At 44.0% G+C, this 18,479-nt stretch carries 18 protein-coding genes; 3 read left to right on the forward strand and 15 right to left on the reverse strand.

Features of this window, described 5'->3' with window-relative positions:
- From J2Z20_RS10130 to J2Z20_RS10160, 7 genes are all read right to left on the reverse strand, one after another.
- Complete coding sequence (locus tag J2Z20_RS10130; protein WP_209849100.1) at positions 1-1,176, reverse strand: exo-beta-N-acetylmuramidase NamZ family protein; 1,176 nt, start codon at positions 1,174-1,176, stop codon at positions 1-3.
- A complete protein-coding gene (locus J2Z20_RS10135; RefSeq protein ID WP_209849109.1) occupies positions 1,161-1,853 on the reverse strand; it encodes a hypothetical protein in 693 nt (230 codons plus the stop codon). Before J2Z20_RS10135 ends, J2Z20_RS10130 begins: the two co-directional genes overlap by 16 nt.
- Before the next feature lie 39 nt (positions 1,854-1,892).
- The gene (locus J2Z20_RS10140) at positions 1,893-2,999 is read right to left on the reverse strand and encodes an ABC transporter ATP-binding protein (RefSeq protein WP_209849112.1); all 1,107 of its coding nucleotides are present in this window, start codon (positions 2,997-2,999) and stop codon (positions 1,893-1,895) included.
- 13 nt (positions 3,000-3,012) lie between these two features.
- Positions 3,013-3,846 (reverse strand): carbohydrate ABC transporter permease, encoded by an 834-nt coding sequence (locus J2Z20_RS10145; RefSeq protein WP_209849115.1) that lies wholly within the window; start codon positions 3,844-3,846, stop codon positions 3,013-3,015.
- A 47-nt stretch (positions 3,847-3,893) separates the two neighbouring features.
- A complete protein-coding gene (locus tag J2Z20_RS10150; RefSeq protein ID WP_209849118.1) occupies positions 3,894-4,814 on the reverse strand; it encodes a carbohydrate ABC transporter permease in 921 nt (306 codons plus the stop codon).
- 97 nt (positions 4,815-4,911) lie between these two features.
- Entirely contained in the window at positions 4,912-6,282 is a 1,371-nt protein-coding gene (locus tag J2Z20_RS10155; protein WP_209849121.1) for an ABC transporter substrate-binding protein, read from the reverse strand.
- A 71-nt stretch (positions 6,283-6,353) separates the two neighbouring features.
- Positions 6,354-7,190 carry a MurR/RpiR family transcriptional regulator gene (locus J2Z20_RS10160; protein WP_209849124.1) on the reverse strand — a complete coding sequence of 279 codons (837 nt, stop codon included), beginning with the start codon at positions 7,188-7,190 and terminating at the stop codon, positions 6,354-6,356.
- 233 nt (positions 7,191-7,423) lie between these two features.
- Between J2Z20_RS10160 and J2Z20_RS10165 the strand changes: the two genes are divergently transcribed.
- Both J2Z20_RS10165 and murQ read left to right on the forward strand, forming a co-directional pair.
- A complete protein-coding gene (locus J2Z20_RS10165) occupies positions 7,424-8,386 on the forward strand; it encodes a BadF/BadG/BcrA/BcrD ATPase family protein (RefSeq protein WP_209849126.1) in 963 nt (320 codons plus the stop codon).
- The gene (murQ, locus tag J2Z20_RS10170) at positions 8,379-9,293 is read left to right on the forward strand and encodes an N-acetylmuramic acid 6-phosphate etherase (protein ID WP_209849128.1); all 915 of its coding nucleotides are present in this window, start codon (positions 8,379-8,381) and stop codon (positions 9,291-9,293) included. Before J2Z20_RS10165 ends, murQ begins: the two co-directional genes overlap by 8 nt.
- An 83-nt stretch (positions 9,294-9,376) precedes the next feature.
- Here the strand turns inward: murQ and J2Z20_RS10175 are convergent, their stop codons facing one another.
- On the reverse strand, positions 9,377-9,553 hold the full coding sequence (locus J2Z20_RS10175; RefSeq protein WP_209849556.1) for a hypothetical protein: 177 nt from the start codon (positions 9,551-9,553) through the stop codon (positions 9,377-9,379).
- A 167-nt stretch (positions 9,554-9,720) separates the two neighbouring features.
- Here J2Z20_RS10175 and J2Z20_RS10180 point away from each other — a divergent pair, with 167 nt between their 5' ends.
- The gene (locus tag J2Z20_RS10180; RefSeq protein WP_209849130.1) at positions 9,721-10,677 is read left to right on the forward strand and encodes an LLM class oxidoreductase; all 957 of its coding nucleotides are present in this window, start codon (positions 9,721-9,723) and stop codon (positions 10,675-10,677) included.
- Here J2Z20_RS10180 and J2Z20_RS10185 read toward each other — a convergent pair.
- From J2Z20_RS10185 to treC, 7 genes are all read right to left on the reverse strand, one after another.
- Positions 10,674-11,711, reverse strand: a complete 1,038-nt coding sequence (locus J2Z20_RS10185; protein ID WP_209849132.1) for a FecCD family ABC transporter permease — start codon at positions 11,709-11,711, stop codon at positions 10,674-10,676. The genes J2Z20_RS10180 and J2Z20_RS10185 overlap by 4 nt on opposite strands.
- A 14-nt stretch (positions 11,712-11,725) precedes the next feature.
- The gene (locus J2Z20_RS10190) at positions 11,726-12,775 is read right to left on the reverse strand and encodes a FecCD family ABC transporter permease (RefSeq protein ID WP_209849133.1); all 1,050 of its coding nucleotides are present in this window, start codon (positions 12,773-12,775) and stop codon (positions 11,726-11,728) included.
- Positions 12,776-12,945: 170 nt separating this feature from the next.
- On the reverse strand, positions 12,946-13,497 hold the full coding sequence (locus J2Z20_RS10195) for a DJ-1/PfpI family protein (RefSeq protein WP_209849136.1): 552 nt from the start codon (positions 13,495-13,497) through the stop codon (positions 12,946-12,948).
- Positions 13,498-13,636: 139 nt separating this feature from the next.
- Complete coding sequence (locus tag J2Z20_RS10200) at positions 13,637-14,938, reverse strand: NCS2 family permease (RefSeq protein ID WP_209849138.1); 1,302 nt, start codon at positions 14,936-14,938, stop codon at positions 13,637-13,639.
- Positions 14,939-15,155: 217 nt separating this feature from the next.
- Complete coding sequence (locus J2Z20_RS10205) at positions 15,156-15,791, reverse strand: class I SAM-dependent methyltransferase (RefSeq protein ID WP_209849535.1); 636 nt, start codon at positions 15,789-15,791, stop codon at positions 15,156-15,158.
- A gap of 223 nt (positions 15,792-16,014) precedes the next feature.
- Positions 16,015-16,725 (reverse strand): trehalose operon repressor, encoded by a 711-nt coding sequence (treR, locus tag J2Z20_RS10210; protein ID WP_209849140.1) that lies wholly within the window; start codon positions 16,723-16,725, stop codon positions 16,015-16,017.
- A 59-nt stretch (positions 16,726-16,784) separates the two neighbouring features.
- Positions 16,785-18,470, reverse strand: a complete 1,686-nt coding sequence (treC, locus tag J2Z20_RS10215) for an alpha,alpha-phosphotrehalase (RefSeq protein WP_209849143.1) — start codon at positions 18,468-18,470, stop codon at positions 16,785-16,787.
- Positions 18,471-18,479 lie beyond the last annotated feature (9 nt).

The raw sequence follows: 18,479 nt of genomic DNA on the forward strand, positions 1-18,479 counted from the left end.
TCATTCCTCCCCATACAGCAAATAGGATTTTCGAATGATCTTCCACTCTTCCGCCTGTTCTCGCCAACTGTCTACGATCAGTCTTAGACCATCGTCCGTGCCGATCAACCTTCGTACATCATCTCCGCCGGTCAACAAATCAATAAAATATCGGGACCGATCTTTAGGCGGCTCCAGCCATTTAAAGTGATCTGGATGAAGATTCATGACCTCATGAAGCAGTGTAAGCCCCGTCCGCACAGACTCGAAACGTTCTATGTCAGTAACAAATAATCTCACCCCATCGCATAGCTCTCCTTGATATTTAGAAAAGGTCGGCGACATATATACCGAGTGAAAGTGCACTCCGGGTAATCGATACCCATTCAAACGCTCAGCGAGCTTCCGCCCATCTAACCAAGGCGCACCGATCCATTCGAACGGCCTTGTCGTACCTCTTCCTTCTGAAACGTTCGTACCTTCAAACAAACAAGTACCCCCATACACCCGCACCGTATCCATTGTGGGAATATTCGGGGATGGCATCATCCAAGGAAGCCCTGTAGCTGTGAATTCCATGCTCCGATTCCACCCTGTGAGCGGAACGATGTCCAGATCACACCCCAGCCCTCGTAGATCATTCATCATCCTAGCGAGTTCACCAATCGTCATTCCAGTACGGATCGGCATTGTCCACGCCCCGACCATCGACTCGAACCCAGCCTTTAAGAAGCCGCCCTCACACAAGGCGCCTCCAAGAGGGTTCGGACGATCGAGAACGAGCAAACTTTTCCCATGTTCCGCACATGCTTCCATCACATAAGACAGCGTCGTCAAATAGGTATAAAATCGTACGCCTAAGTCCTGTATATCGAAGACGACCGTGTCCACATGCTGCAGCATATCAGCCGTCGGTTTTTTACTTATCCCATATAAACTAAATACCGGTACGCCGAACCTTTCATCCTGGACGTCCTCTACCCGTTTTCCTGCTTGAAGCTCTCCATAGAGTCCATGTTCACAGGCAAAAAGGGCCGTCAAAACAGACGTTTCAAGGTTGCTGCACACTTCTATAGAAGAGCGAAAATCCGCAGTAATGCCGGTTGGGTTCGTCACGAGTCCAATTCGCCGCCCAGTGATAAGTGGGTGCCCTAGGCGCTGCAGAACGTCGATTCCTGTCTCTACGACCGTGCCCATTCGTGACCTCCAGCTGTTCCGGCGCTTTCCCCTTGCTCTTCTTCATGATGAAGAACATTATAACTAACTTTATGTTGATAAACCGCCCATATACCACCAAACAAAAAGGCGAATCCGACAACCGTTAATAGAAGAGGTACCAGTATAAATACAACCTGGATACAAGCGCCGAGTGTGTAACTTGGGTACCGGAAAAACAGCTTCACACTTTCTGCCATCGCCTTAAAAATACCCATTCCTTCCTGCAATACGAGCTGCAGTGTGTAAAATTGGGATACGAGCGCCATCGCGACAAAATAAGTTTGAAAAACAGCAATCGCCAAATACATGAATCCTTCTTTATCACCGTAGTACCACCACGTCGACCATAAAATAAGTCCGAGTAATACACATAATATGCCGAACAAGGCAGATGTTCCAAACCCTTTGACAGCTCCCTTCAATACATCGCGAAGGCCTGATTTTCCAGTCATCGTCTTCCGGTGATAGGCGTAACACACCCCGTATACAAGCGGCATGTACAGCAGCGGAAGCAGAACCAGAGCAAATATGGTCGGCACAAGGAAAATGATAAGTACAAGTGCTGCGGAGCTGATTACACTGTATAACGCAATACGAATGATTTCTCTGTATATTTCTTTGCCCGTTTGTTTCAAAACATCATTCAGTTTGCGCATCTCTTCACGCTCTCCTTTCATATGAGTCCAATATTCACTTTAATACTCAATTCGTTGCTGCGTTTCCGGATCGAAAAAGTGGACCTTGCTGAAATCAAGGACAAACGTTTTACTTAGTCCCGGATAGGCAACCGTCTCTGGATGCACCTTCGCGGTCACCGTTCGGTTCCCAATAGGGAAATAGATCAAATTCTCTGACCCTAAATGCTCCACTGCCTTAATTTGTTTGGTCAGCCGATAGTTCCCTGATACACTACTCACTACGTCCTCACCGAAAATGTGCTCTGGACGTATGCCAAGTATGACTTCGCGCCCTTGATAAGCTCGTAAACCGTCCGCAATTGTATCCTGCAAGGCAAATTCTGTACCTTCTACAAAAACGCTATTGCCCAGTACACGTGCATCAATAAAATTCATCGGCGGCGATCCAATGAACCCAGCCACAAACATATTTTGCGGGTTTGCATACAGCTCGGCGGGGGAAGCGATTTGTTGAATGACACCTTGATTCATGACGACGATTCGTTCGCCGAGCGTCATCGCCTCCACTTGATCATGCGTAACATAAACGATCGTTGCTCCAAGCCGTTTATGGAGATCAGCCAGCTCAACACGCATCTGAACGCGCAGCTTAGCATCAAGATTAGACAGCGGCTCGTCAAACAGAAACACCTGCGGATCTCTCACGATGGCGCGACCAACTGCCACGCGCTGACGCTGTCCTCCAGAGAGCTCACGCGGCTTGCGGTCTAACATTTCTTCAAGACCTAATACCGCTGCAGCTTCACGAACTTTTTCTTCTATATAAGTCTTTGGTTTCTTCAAGTTTCGCAAACCAAATGACAAGTTTTCACGTATCGTCATATGCGGGTATAACGCATAATCCTGAAATACCATTGCAATGTCACGATCCTTTGGATGCAGATCGTTAACAATTCGATCGCCGATGATGATATCACCGCTCGTCTGCTTCTCAAGGCCCGCAATCATTCTCAGCGAGGTTGTTTTACCACAGCCGGAAGGGCCGACAAATACGACGAACTCCCTATCGTTAATTACAAAATTGGACCCTTCCACCGCAGTGAAGATCCCTTTTTTCTCATCATCAAACTGTTTACGAACATTTCGAAATTCTACGCGTGCCATGGGCTCTCCTCCTCTAGCCTTTAACTGCTCCAATGGTGATGCCTTGTAAGAAGTAACGCTGTAATGAAAAGAATAGAACCATCATCGGCAGCGCGGCGACCGTCGCCCCTGCCATCAGTGCACCAAAATCTGTCGCTTCTGCAAATACGAATGAAGCAAGACCGACTTGAATCGTACGCATTTCCGTGGAACTCGTAACGAGGAAAGGCCAAAAAAAGTCGTTCCATGAAGTGACGAATGTAAAAATAGCTAATACCGCTAAACCCGGCTTCGCCATAGGGAGTATAATTTTCCAAAAGATTCCGAATTCACTGCAAGCATCGATTCTTGCAGCATGAATGAGCGAAGTCGGCAGTGAGGACATGTACTGCTTCATCAAGAAAATGTTCCCGACACTCACGACCCCAGGCAAGATGATCGCCGTGTATGTATCTCCGAGATTAAACACATTAATAACTAAAATGTAGAGTGGAATAAGTGTGACCTGAGCCGGAATCATCATTGTGCCAAGCAACACCCAGAACACCGTTTTGTTTCCGGGAAACTTTAACTTGGCAAAGGCATACCCGGCAAGTGAAGCAAAAAATACATTCGTTACCGTAAGTACACTAGATACAAATAATGAGTTCAACAGCCATCTGATCGCCGCTGTTTTTTCAAAAAAACGTTCATAAGGAGCGATTGACCACAATTCAGGGATCATCTTAGGTCTGAACGTAGCAGACAACTTGGTATCTTGAAATGAACCAATAAACATCCAATATAATGGGATTACCGTAATAAGAGTCCAGATCAGTAATATAACCACAGCTACGATAAATAGAAGCCATTTCGTTTTTGTTTTCATATATACACCCCCAGGTTTTACGAGGCAAAACCGTACTCGAGCGGAACTTAGTACTCGATATCGCTTGAGAAATATTTAAATTGAATAATAGATACGATAATGATGAGTGACGCAAGCACGAATGACTGCGCGGAAGCAAGCCCGAAATCGTAAAATTTGAATGCCGTCTCATAAATGAGATAAGCAATCGTTGTCGTCGCAAAATTCGGACCGCCTTGAGTCATGAGATATACAGAGATGAACACTTGGAATGAAGTAATTACGCCAGTGACTAGCAGATATAATGTCGTCGGCTTCATAAGCGGCCAAGTAATGCGCCGAAATTTCGTCCACATGCTGGCATGATCAATATCCGCTGCTTCATACAGTGATTTCGGGATTCCTCCCATTGCCGCAAGGTACAATATAATGCCAGCGCCATGCGAACCGAGCCAATTCATAAGCATTAGTGACAAGAGCGCTGAGTTTGATTTTCCCAGCCAAATTAGAGGATCGATGCCAAATAATTCAAGCAAGCGGTTCAAGAGACCACTATCCGTCGGATCAAAGATCGCGAGCCATACGATAGAGATCGTAACGCCGGAGGCTACGGTTGGTAAATACAGAGTCGCTTTAAAGAACGTCTGCCATGAATTTTTCATTTGGTAAATGAAGAAGGATAGACCGAACGTGATTATAATATTAATCGGAACCGTACCGATGGTGAAAATGACTGTATTTCGGATTGATTTCCAAAATACGTCATCATGCAGCATTCGCTTGTAATTATCCAGTCCGATCCAGGTCGAATTCATGATGTTGTACTTTTGAAAGCTCATGAGAAACGCTGTGACGACCGGATACAAAGTGAACGACAGAAACAACAATACTGGCGCTAAAATGAACAGATACGCCCAACCGTATTCCCGCCAAAAGCGTTTGAACGGAGAAGGTGTACGTGGTGGTGCTGTCATCGTTTGAGTTTGCATCTCTTTCCCCCTTCCTGAAGCAGAGACAGGAATTAGTAAGAAAGGGAAGTGACTTGCGAATCCATAAGAGGAATCGGGACACTTCCCACAGGAATTGTTATTTCCCTAAAATTTGTTTCCCTTTTTGGATAAAATCATCTGCGATTTCTTGCGGTGTCTTCTCACCCGAATAAAGAGCTTGCATATTTGGTTTTACAACCTGTTCTTTAAATTGTTTCATTTTAGCTGCATCATTGATATCCAAATTGAGAACGACAGGTTTGGAGATATTCTTCGCCATCGTTTCAGCCGCTTCAATATTCACCTTATTACCAAGCCCTTTTCCTGCAAAAAGGTCTGCTTGCGATTTGCGGACGAATGGCAGAACAAGTTCATTTGCAGAGTTTCCGGCTTGTGCCCCGCTTAAAGCTTCCATGACAAGGAACGTATTCTTAGCATGTTCTTCGCCTTTATCTTTCTTCTGCTTAAATGCAACATATCCTTCTCCGCCCATTGTTGTTTGTGCAGGAGCATTATCGTTATGAGGTACAGGCAGCAGTACGAAATCGATCTTTTCACCTTGCACTGTACCTGAATCGATATCTTTATTACGGTTTTGAATCATGACGTCATAATAAGGAATCGCTTTAGATATAATGGCTGCTTGGCCTGCGTAGAACATTTCTGTACGTTTTGCCGGTGCAAGTGCAGCTGTTTCTGCCGGCATATAGCCTTTTTTCAGCAAATCTTGAATAAAAGTTAACGTATCCAATATACGCCCATCATTCCACTGGAATTCACCAGCTTCGTTCAGTACGTCTGGCATGTTATTGTTACGTGTCAACATTTCAATGAAATCAAGTGACGTACCGTCTGTAACAAGCGGATATTGAGTGGAGCCGTCCGGTAATTTCTTCATCAGTTTACTAGCTGCAGCTTCAAACTCAGACCAAGTCCAGCCTTCTTTCTGAATCTTTTGCCAGTCAATGCCTGCTTCTTCAAGAATGCGCTTGTTACCGCCCCATGCCCATTGGAATTGGTAGAGTGGAAGGCCGTACTGTGTTCCTTTGATTTGACCAAGTTCGAGTGTCCCTGGTAAATAATCGTCTTTAATTTCTGGTGTAAGGTATTTATCAAGCGGTAGAACAAGGCCCGTATCTACGTACGATCCATCTACACTGTGGAAATACAAATCAGGCGGGTTACCCGCATTAAGTGCCAGGGTGAATTTCTCTGGCCCTTCTGCCCAAGATAGTACCTCTGTTTCAACGTTGATATTTGGATGTTTTTGTTTGAAATCAGCGAGCAATTGCTTGAGGTCATCTTCATATTTACCATGCACAGGATACGTCCAGACCACGACCGTATCTTGTTTTGCGTCTGAACCTTTTTCCCCTTCAGAGTTCCCCTTTGAGCTTCCACTATTTCCACACGCTGTAATGATTACTAGGATGAGAGCTAACATGAGTACGAGCCAACTTTTTTTCATTTGCTTCTTCTCCTTATCATTTTTATTTCTTGTTATATGTGTTACCGGCGGCTAAACTTTAGCGTACCGGATTACAACCTTTTGATCGCTTGCCTGCTCTGCTCTAGATACTCCACCGCATGCTCATAATTTCGGCTGGCAATTCCGAGATACAATATATCGATAACATTTAACTGGGTAATTCTCGACGCCATCGCTCCGCTGCGAATCTCGTTGTCTGTTGAAGAAGTGAAGAGAGGAATGTCAACCGTCCTGCTTAATGTTGAATCTCCATATTTAGTAATGCTAATTGTCTGGCACCCTTTTTCTTTAGCAATCTCCGCTGCACGTACCATCTCTTTCGTCTCACCTGAATAGGAAATAAAGACGGCAGCGTCTTCTGGGGTTAGCATAACGGCAGATGTTAACTGTAAGTGGGGATCAGAGAAGGAGAAACAAACCTTATTAATCCGCAGCAGCTTCTGCTGTGCATCCATCGCAATTAAATTCGAGGCTCCAACGCCGAATAAATAAATCCGCTTCGCCCCGTTAAGCATATCGACTGCACGCTCTACCATCCGTTCCTCCAAAATTTTCATCGTGTCACGAATCGATTGAATATTATTGTTGGATACATTTTGGATAATGGCTGAAATGCTGTCATTAGGTCTAATATCTTGATAGCCCGCAGTCACAGGTTCCTGCAAATCGCCGGCCACCTTCAATTTAAGATCTTGATACCCTTTAATACCCATCGTTTTGCATAGCCGTACAATAGCTGCTTGGCTTGCCCCGCTACTCTCGGCAAGTTCCGCAACCGACATCTGAACCATCTGATCCGGATGTTGCAAAATGAAGGTAGCAACCTTGCGTTCGGATGGATTTAATGTTTCACACACCTCCCTCAAACGAACAAGTCCGCCGTTCATGAATGTGACACCCCCGCAAAATGAATGGTTAGTAAAATTATTCAATATTTAATGTTAGATTTCATAACATAAAAATTCGGAAGTCGAAAATGGTATCGCTTCCAAATGATTCCGATTGAATTCATTATAGGATGAATGAAATTAAATTTCAACATAATTTTGGAAATATAAAATTTTATTTTACAATTCTTCATGTTTCTTCTATACTGAAATGGAAAGCGAAGTGGTGAATTATGGAAATATATATTGGCGTTGACGGAGGCGGCACAAAAACAGAAGCGGCCGCTATTACTAGTGATGGCAAGGTTTTAGCCTCATATACAGGCGGCTCTACTAACCCTTACATTGTTACCTTAAATGGTGCGATCCAAGAGCTTAATCACGTGCTTAACCAATTGTTAAATCAAATAAAAACTTCTGGATTTTCATGTAATGGAATATGTCTTGGTATGTCAGGTATAAGTTCTGACAAAGATAAGGAGCCGATCATTAAATTTCTCCAAACGTATCAACAACGTCAACATTTATTTTTCCCGATCACTATGAAATCGGAAGCAGAAATCTCTCTCATGGCTGCAGTCGAAAGAGAACATGGTATTCTCGTCATCTCTGGGACCGGCTCTAACACTTTCGGGATAATAGAGGGTGGCGCCAAATTTAATAGCGGTGGATGGGGTCATATCTTGGGTGATGAAGGGAGCGGTTATCAAATCGGACTTCTGACGCTTAAGACGGTCATGAAAAGCTATGATGGCATATTGCCTCCAACGACGATGACCAAACGGATTATCGAAACTTTCGGATTCCAGCAAATCTCTGACCTGAAATCTTATGTATATCAGCCTTCTGTTGGGAAAACAGAAATCGCCGCTTTCGCTAAGTACTGCATCGAAGAAGCAGAAGCTGGGGATGAAGCAGCTTGCAATATCGTTCGAAGTCAGGCGATTGAACTAGCAGATACGACGACCGCCTTAATTAGTAAGCACCCCTCTTTGCAGAAAGCGGATGTCGTTTTAACAGGCTCCATATTTAAGCATTCCATAACGTTTCGAAGCGTGTACCGTGAAACGATGCTAGACCGTTTCCCCAATTTGTCGTTCGTCCAAGGAAATAGCAACCGTTCGTCGGCTGTTGGAGCAGCGCTTCTTGCGCGTAAGATATATAAAGGAACAAAGGAGACTAGTCCTCATGAATGAAATTCTCAGCATTTTAACGACCGAACAATTGAATGAGAAGACGCGTAACATCGATCAGATGAGTTCTGAGCAAATCATGAAATTAATTAATGACGAAGACCGTCATGTCGCTGATTGCATTCATGAGATCATTCCGCAAATCACTAGAGCTGCCGATCTCATTGTTGAAGCATTCCGAGGTGGAGGCAGGCTGTTCTATGTCGGCGCCGGAACAAGTGGACGAATCGGTATTCTTGATGCTTCCGAGTGTCCGCCTACCTACGGGACTGATCCGTCGATGGTTCAAGGGTTAATCGCAGGGGGATTCCAGGCGGTGAAGGAATCTATTGAAGGTGCGGAGGACAACGAGTCTCTTGGGGCAGACGACATCGATGAACACGGCATAAATAAGAGAGATGTCGTCATAGGCATCGCTGCAAGCGGCCGTACTCCTTATGTACTTGGCGCCATGAAGCGCGCAGGCGAACTTGGTGCTGTCGTGATCGGTTTATGTAACAATTACGATACACCGATGAAGCAGTATTCACAGTTAATGATTGAAGCTGTTGTAGGTCCGGAGGTTATTCTGGGATCGACGCGAATGAAAGCTGGAACTGCGCAAAAAATCATTCTAAACATGCTGACAACAACAGCGATGATCCGAATTGGTAAAGTGTACGAAAATTTAATGGTCGATCTAAATCCGTCTAATGAAAAGCTCGTTCACCGAGCAAAAAGGATTATCTATATGGCTACTAATGCACCCGATGAAGAAGTGGAACGCGCTTACAGCGAGTCCTCAGGCCATGTCAAAACAGCAATCGTCATGCTGCTGGCTGGCGTAAAAGCAGAAGAAGCACGGGAATTGCTGCAGGAAACTGACGGATTCGTCCGCACCGCCATTGAACATAAAATGAACGAAAGTTGATTTCAGCCAGAAAGAAAAAAGCCAAGTTGACTTCGGTAATTTAACGGAAGTCAACTTGGCTTATCATCTTTTGAAACGTCCATTCACGATTTGTCAACCGATTTGCTATTTATTACAATACACGAACCTTCATATCCGTCATTTGCCTTGAGCTCATCCAGATGCTCGCGCATTTCCTCATCTTGAGGCGCATCTGCTACAATCTTAACGGGAGTAGGTCTAAATTCAACATGCCCCTTCTTAGGCTTGGTCATCGCCACTCATCACCTCCATCACCTAACTATTGTCTTCTAAAAAGATGTTTTCATTCGAAGGATGGAAGCAATTATGCTTCATAGGTTTATCAGTTAGAATAGAGCACTCGTCAATCAGACACAATATTTCAAGATTGTACCTTTGGTCTTTCTATTTGAATGGAGGAGTGAGAATGAGACAGTTTGATCAGCATAGAGGATATTCACGTATGTTTCGAGAGAATGATTTAACTCTTGGTTTATTCTTTCCTCTGGAATCTTACAGGCCCAGCATACCAGTGATGAATATTGATGAGCAAATCAAGCTCGCCATAAGAGCAGAGGAGCTTAATTTTGCTTCATTATTCGTCAGAGATGTTCCGTTATATGATCCTTATTTCGGAGATGTAGGACAGATGTATGATCCGTGGGTGTTTTTAGGTTTTATCGCTGCTCATACAAAGACAATAGCACTCGGTACTGCAAGTATTGTTTTACCGCTACGGCACCCGCTGCACGTTGCCAAATCCGCTGCTTCGGTAGACAAGCTGTCTAGCGAACGGCTTATTCTCGGGGTTGCTACAGGAGATCGCCCTATCGAATTTCCAGCCTTTTCAGTTGACCCTGATGAGCGCGGTGAGCTGTTCAGACAATCCATTCATTTAATGAAAAAAGTATGGAAGAGCAATTATACTTCGATCAGAACACCTGATGATCATATCCCTTATGGCGACTTATTGCCGAAGCCAGCCCTATTTGACATTCCCGTACTCGTAACAGGCCACAGCACGCAGTCTCCTGAATGGATTGCTGAGCATAGTGACGGATGGATGTACTATCCTCGAAATATTAATCAGCAAGCCGATATGATCGATCAGTGGCGTTTATTAACGAGTGAGTTCAAACCTTTCAGTCAGTCGTTATATGTTGATTTAATGGAGGATCCAAACTACGCACCAGTTCCTATTCACTTAGGGTTCCGAATTGGCCGCAACCCGCTGATCGAATTCTTAGATAGACTGAAAATCGCGGGTGTTAACCATGTCATCATTAATTTAAAATACGGCCATCGACCTGCTGAAGAAGTGATTGAGGAATTAGGTCAAGAGGTCGTCCCAAGCTTTCCGACATTAACGGGAATAAGCGATTAAGCTCTCGCTCTTGCGAGCAAATACAAGAAGTATGGTGCTCCGATCATGGAAACAACAATACCCGTAGGCACCTCAGCCGGTTGCAGAATAACGCGTGCTAACGTATCAGCAACGATTAACAATAGTCCGCCTATAAGAGCAGATGTCGGAATGAGTGCACGGTACAGCGGGCCTACTAATCTGCGAGCGATATGAGGGGCAATTAATCCGATAAAACTAATTCCTCCTCCCACAGCGATGCATGAACCCGCAAGCGCTACTGCAGTACCCATCAGCACGAGTCGATCTCGCCCTACCGATGTCCCAAGCCCTGCTGCAATATAATCACCAAGATTCATGACGTCAATCGTTCTAGCTTTAAAATAGACAAAAGGAAGCAATATTAAAATCCAAGGAAGAAGCGCCAATACAAACTTCCAATTCGTCCCCCAAATGCTCCCGCTAAGCCAGATCGTCACAAATTCGAAATTCCGAGGATCAAGCCGAACAGTCAGCATGAGAAGAGCCGCTGAGATTCCGGATGTTACGGCAATTCCCGTTATAATAAGTCTGGAAGGGGAAATCCCATAACCTTTTTTATACGCTAATATATTGATCAGCACTGCTGCCAGACTTCCTCCAAGAAGCGCAATAAATGGAAGCATGAAAATCGGAGACAACTCGTTAAGAGGGAAGAACGTAATAAACAATACGACAGCAAGGCTCGCCCCCGAATTGATTCCGAGAATTCCTGGATCTGCGAGCTCATTGCGGAAAGTTGCTTGCAAAATCGCCCCAGACACCGCTAAACCGGCTCCAACAAGTATAGAGATCACAATTCGAGGGAGCCTGAAATCAAACAATATAAGTTCCTGTCTCGGCGTACCAGACCCAAACAATGTTTTAAATACATCAATGGGTGAAAGCCGGACAATTCCTGTATTCATGCTGATAATAAATGATATAACAATAAGTACAAATAAAATTGAAATCGTCGTTATCGTACGTAAGGATCCTCTTGAAGCTACTGAATTGTTTCGTTTTATGGAAGACATATAAACTACCACTCTCACTTTTCTTTACGGGCAAGATATAGGAAAAAGGGAACACCGATCAAAGCGGTGATCGCGCCAACTGGGGTCTCGTAAGGTGCATTGATCACTCGCGCGCCAATATCAGCAAATACGAGCAGCAACGCTCCAAGCACTGCAGAACAAGGAATACTCCACTTATAATCGACACCTACTAACAGACGAGCGATATGAGGTATGACAAGACCAATGAAGCCTACAGGTCCCACCGCAGCAACCGCTGCTCCGCCAAGGACAAGCACCAGAATTGCACTCGCAGCTCTCACAAGTGTAGTTCGTTGTCCAAGACTGGCAGCAATGTCATCACCGAGACTCATAATCGTAATGGACCGTGACAATACTAGCGAGCCGACCAATCCCGCAGCAATCCATGGACTGATCATTTTAATGATGCCCCAGTCTGTGCCCCCTAGTCCGCCTGCATACCAGAACGATATATTTTGAGCCGTATGAAAATAAATCGACAGCCCTTGGCTAAATGATAAGAGCAGTGCAGATACAGCGGCGCCAGCTAGCGTAAGTCTTATGGGAGTAGGACCTCCTCTGGAGATTGAACTAATTCCATATACAATACCCGTTCCGAGTGCAGCCCCGGCAAAAGAAAACATAATGATACTATGAAAAGACATTCCAGGAAAAAAGCTAAAGCATACCGCAAGCGCAAAAGCCGAACCTGCATTTAATCCTATCAAATCTGGACTTGCTAGTGGATTCCGCGTAATCCCTTGCATAATACAGCCTGCAACCGCAAAAGCAGCGCCTACAATAGCACCAGCTAATGCTCGCGGCAAACGAATTTGCCTAACGACCTGATGCTGTGACGAATCCGGATTAAAGTGAAAAACCGCTTCCCAGACCGTACGGAAATGAATATTTACTGCACCTAACGAGATGGAGAGGGTGATACCCAGAAATAAGGCCGCTAATCCACCCACTATAATAATCATCGCTATAAGAGGACGCGATTGTACTTTCGATTGAACACGTTTCGATTCATTATGCTTCGATTCATTATGTATCGTTTTCATAAGATTTTTATCAACTTCCTCAACAAATAAATGATAACAATTCTCAAAGCTCAGAACAATGATAATTATTATCATTTGTGCTGTCAACATATTTTCACTTATTAAATTGAAAAATTCCCGGGTAAATCATTTACCGGGAATCACTAGGCATTATTTATCAAGCTCTAACGCTACTTCAGTAATTGAATAAACTCCCTCATTAGCCCAGGCAAATCCGGCCATGCTTGGCCCGAAACTAAATTCCCATCCTTATGAACCCCTTCATTGACATAAGTAGCTCCACAGGCTATAACATCTGGCCGGCATGCAGGATAAGCAGTGTACTTGCGACCCTTCATTAAGTCCGGAATAGCTGAAAGCACCTGTGCAGCATGGCAGACCGCGGCGACGGGCTTATTTGCTTCAAAGAAATGACGGACTATCGACGGCAAGGAACCATTCATACGAATATATTCAGGTGCCCGGCCTCCGGGGATAATTAATCCGTCATATTGCTCAGGTTTCACATCTTCGAAGGCTGTATGCGAGCTTATACCATAGGCCGCTTTTTCCACGAAAGTCTCCAATCCTTCCACAAAGTCATGACTTACGGTATATAATTTTTTGACGGTAGGAGAGGCGATTACCACGTCATAGCCTTCTTCTAAACAGCGGTAATACGGATAATAAATTTCAAGCGCTTCTACAGCATCTCCAGATACGATGAGTATTTTTTGGCTCATGGATTAAAAACCCCCATACATTAGTTTAATTTTTAAACACATGAGTTTATGATGCTTAAAAACGCCAGAATATATACACAAAAAGGCATATCCTTCGTTTCTTTCCAAAGGATATGCCTTCTTCTAAGCATTCATCATATCAGTGCGGTACGAACACAAGCTGAAGTACAAACAAGATTGCAAAAATGTAAAGCATCGGGTGAATCGCTTTAAATTGTCCTTTAACCATTTTCATCAGCGGGTACGAGATGAAGCCAAGCGCAATACCTGTCGCAATGCTGGACGTAAGCGGCATCGTCAAGATGACAATAAAAGCTGGGAAAGCTTCATCGAATCGTTCCCATTCGATTTGCTTCACACTGCCGAGCATGAGACAGCCGACAATGATCAGTGCTGGTGCCGTGATGGAAGCAAGGCTGGATACCGACCCAACGAGCGGGCTGAAAAATGCGCTAATCGCGAACAGCACAGCAACGACTACAGCTGTCAGACCCGTACGACCGCCTGCGCCTACGCCAGATGCTGATTCAATGTAGGCAGAAGTTGGGCTAGTTCCGAGCATCGAGCCGGCTACTGTAGCTACGGAGTCGGAGAAGAGAGTCCGCTCTGCACGCGGGAGCTTGCCATCTTTCATGAGACCGGCCTGCTGAGCAACACCGAGCACCGTTCCCGTTGTATCGAACAAGGTCACAAGCAGGAATGAGAACACTACTGCATATAAGTGGTTCGAGAATACGTCTTTTACAGCTTCAATCGGGTTCCACACAATAATGCCCTCTGGCAGCGTCGGCATAGATACAAAACCGTTATGAAAGCTAAGCATGCCAATTAGCCATGCAATAATTCCAGTGACGACCATACCGATGAAGATCGCGCCATTCACATTAAGAGACATTAATACGAGTGTAATACCAAGTCCAACGAGCGTCAGAATGACTCCTGAGGAATGCAGGTCTCCAAGTCCGACCAAATTAGATTTGTTAGCGACGATAATACCGCTGAGCCGAAGACCGACAAATGCGATAAACAGGCCAATCCCTGCGGTAATTGCGTATTTTAAATTTGAAGGAATGATTTCGATCAGTTTGCTTCGTAATGACGTAAGCGAAAGCAGAAGGAACAAAATGCCCGCCACGAACACGGCAGAGAAAGCTTCTTGGTAACTAAGCCCGCTATGCGCTAACACAACGGAATAGGTGAAATATGCGTTAAGACCCATTCCCGGTGCAATCGCAATTGGATATTTTGCAAGCAATCCCATAAGCAGCGTACCGATAATGGTCGAAATAACCGTTGCCGTAAATACTTGATTAAAGGGAACTCCTGCATCCTGTAAAATTAACGGGTTGACCACCATAATATAGGCCATCGTGAAAAACGTAGTAGCACCAGCCAGTACTTCCGTTTTAGGTGAAGTTCCATGAGCTTTGAAATCGAACAACGTAAAGCCCTCCGTTCGTCTTAATTTCAGTAGTATGTGCACGGACTATCCGAGCACTTACCCATTATACAGCTAAACACGAACATTTTCTATATTTTTTTATAAAATATTCGGAAATTATTTATTTCACTCATTTTTATCAGCGATCAGCATTCTAGGGATTGTTCAAAATATAAAGAGCTAGTTCTAAGTCTGGAACTTAGAGCTAGCTCTTTGCTTACTTCATTATTTTATGGATTCTAAGCATCGTGTTTGCGTTTGTTTGAAATTCATATGATACTTTCACTTCTTCCGTGTCCCATCCCTCGTTATGGATACAGGCGAGCAACTCTTCCAAATGTTCATACCGCTTACTCGTAAGGTCTACCATTGGAAATATACGAATTTCCTTTTTGGTGACACGCATAAACTCTTTTATCGTTCGGATATGAAAATCAAGATCCAAGCGATCAGCATACATAAACAAAAAGTGTGCAGATAAAGTTAAATCAAACTTGTTATCACTAAAGGGAAGCTCGGGCAATACGGCAGCTACATACCGTTCTGGTGATTGCTTCATATTCCTTACACTCTCGGTAAGTGCTGACATTCTAACCTTTCTTAAGCCATCAACGGATTTAAAATAATTCCAAAGGAAGTTGTCCTTTGCTTTTTCCATACCGATCATTGCATGTTCAATGTCTTGAAATCCCTTCTTCTCAAGTTCAGCAATAGAGTGGTAATAGGCTATATCGGCCGCAGTTACATCTGCTCCTAGCCCACTCGCCACTGCAGTAAACGAACATGCACCTGCCGGGCAATCAAGAATCTTTTGTCCAAGCAATTGTTCTTCAGAAAGATTGAACATTTGCATGTACTCATCGAAAGTTCTGCCAATAAAAATAATTCTGCTCAAATCTAATCCTGCGTCTTCTCTACTCAACTAAACTCAGCTCACTTTCTTTTCTCAGCTAATAATTCTACTCTCAATTAAATTTAAATTATTCTATACTAAAAAGTTATTTTCCTCTATATGTAGACTGTAAAAAAGAATATGAAAAAGAGCCCTATTAAAAGGGCTCTTACTTCTGACGATTCTAATTCCCACGCCTTGCAAAATCAATAAATCGGAATTTATCTAAGCGATGCCGTGATTCTGTATACTGAAACAGCGTCGCGTCCTCTAAATACACATAGTTACGAACGACAACGACATGGAGATAGTCATGCAAATCCATATACTTTCGATCTTCATCTATCGATTGCTCTACGGAAATCTCCTTCTTGGCAAAGCTAATTTTCAGCTTCAACTCATGTTCTAAATAATCGTAGATCGAATCGCCCGTTATCTCCTTCGTGAGCATCGGCACGATATTCGGATCAAAATAATCTTTATCCAGTATAATGCGTTCCCCTTCAATCTCACGCGCTCGAACGACTTTCCAAACCGTTTCCGAACATTGAAGATGCTGCTTAATATAATGATCCGGCTTAATCAGTTCCGTTTCATACACGATCGTGCGTGAAGGTTTGCCAAGTGTCTTAGTAAGCTCTTTGAAGCTGACTAACCCAGACACGGGAAAATTGAGCCTGCCTACATCGAGTACAAAGGAACCTTTGCCTTTAATCTTTTGAATATATCCGTTCTGAGACAACAAGTTCAGCGCTTTGCGTACCGTTTCACGTGAAATACCGTACTCTTCCATAAGTTCACTTTCAGATGGAAGCTTCGTCTGCGGTTTCAGTTGCCCAGACTGAATTTTGTCCGCATAATCACGATATATCGTTAAGTAGATGTTCTCTCTCATCATCTATCACCGAATTTATTGTAGCATGCTTTTCCGCCCCGTGGGAACAATTATAGATTTTACTTTTCCGCAGTCAGATGGAACACGACAGATTCGTATGGGCGCAGTAGGAAATGATTTATTCCTGCAGGTGCATCTTCATAGTTAGAAAGCAGCACCTCTGATTTGAACCCATCAAGGTCCGCTTCTGCAGGTAAAACAAATTCCGTATTTTGTCCATAGAAGTTGTTAACGACGAGCAGCTTTTCCCCGTCCCCATGGCGTAAATATGCAAATATAGCTGGATCGTCAGGCAACAACAATTCATATCTGCCTTCGGTAATAATATCGTACTGCTTACGGAGCTGGGTCAGCTTCCGGTAGTGATGGAATACCGAATTTTGGTCTTTCACTGCTTCTTCAGCATTGATCTCAAGGTAGTTATCCGCAACCGGAATCCATGGTGTACCCGTTGTGAAACCGGCATTAGGGCCGCTATTCCATTGAACAGGGGTACGAGAATTATCTCTTGATTTCTGCTGCAATATATCCATGATCTCTTCGTGACTCTTGCCTTCAGCTTTCATCAAACGATACATATTGCGCGATTCAATGTCACGATACTGTTCGAGCTCCGTGAACTTCGGATCGGTCATCCCGATTTCTTCACCTTGGTAAATGTACGGCGTGCCCTGCAGCATATGAATGGTCGTTGCGAGCATTTTAGCTGATTCTACGCGGTATTTGCCGTCGTCACCGAAACGTGACACGATACGCGGCTGGTCATGGTTGCACCAGAATAGCGCGTTCCATCCTCCGCCTTTATGCATTTCTGTCTGCCACTCGGTTAAAATTTGCTTGAGCTTAAGAAAATCAAAATCAGCTTTGACCCACTTCTGACCGCCAGGGTAATCTACCTTCAAGTGATGGAAGTTAAATGCCATACTGAGCTCATGGCGATCAGGATTCGTATATAAAATACAGTTCTCAATGGAGGTAGATGACATTTCGCCTACCGTCATCGTATCGTATTTCGAAAATACTTCACGGTTCATTTCTTGTAAAAACTCATGGATACGAGGTCCATCCGTATAGAATTTACGTCCATCACCTAGCACAGTACCTTCATCATCAGGGAAGTCCTGATTTTTGGAGATGACGTTAATAACGTCAAGACGGAAACCGTCAATTCCTTTACGCATCCAAAAGTTCATAATTTTATACACTTCTTCGCGAACCTTCGGATTTTCCCAGTTGAGGTCGGCCTGTGTCACATCATATAGATGAAGATAGTACTGACCCGTCTTCTCATCATATTCCCATGCCGGTCCGCCGAATTTGGACTGCCAGTTGTTCGGCAGTCCTCCGTCCTTAGGATCTTTCCAAATGTAGAAATCACGATAAGGGTTGTCCACCGAGCTGCGTGATTGCTTAAACCATTCATGTTCAGTAGACGTATGGTTCACCGCGATATCCAGTATTATTTTCATATTCCGTTTATGAACCTCATCAATAAGCCGTTCCACATCTTCCATCGTTCCATATGGTTTGAAGATGTCATAGTAATTGCTAATATCGTAACCATTATCGTTTTGAGGAGATTCATAAATCGGTGTCAGCCATAACACATCTACACCGAGATATTTTAAATAATCAAGCTTTTCAATAATACCTTCAATATCGCCAATTCCATTACCGGTCGTATCGTTAAAGCTTCGAGGATAAATTTGATAGACGACCGCTTTTTTCCACCAAGGTTGTTTCATTTTCTACAC

This window comes from Paenibacillus sediminis, from assembly GCF_017873765.1.
GTDB classification, from domain to species: domain Bacteria; phylum Bacillota; class Bacilli; order Paenibacillales; family Paenibacillaceae; genus Paenibacillus_AG; species Paenibacillus_AG sediminis.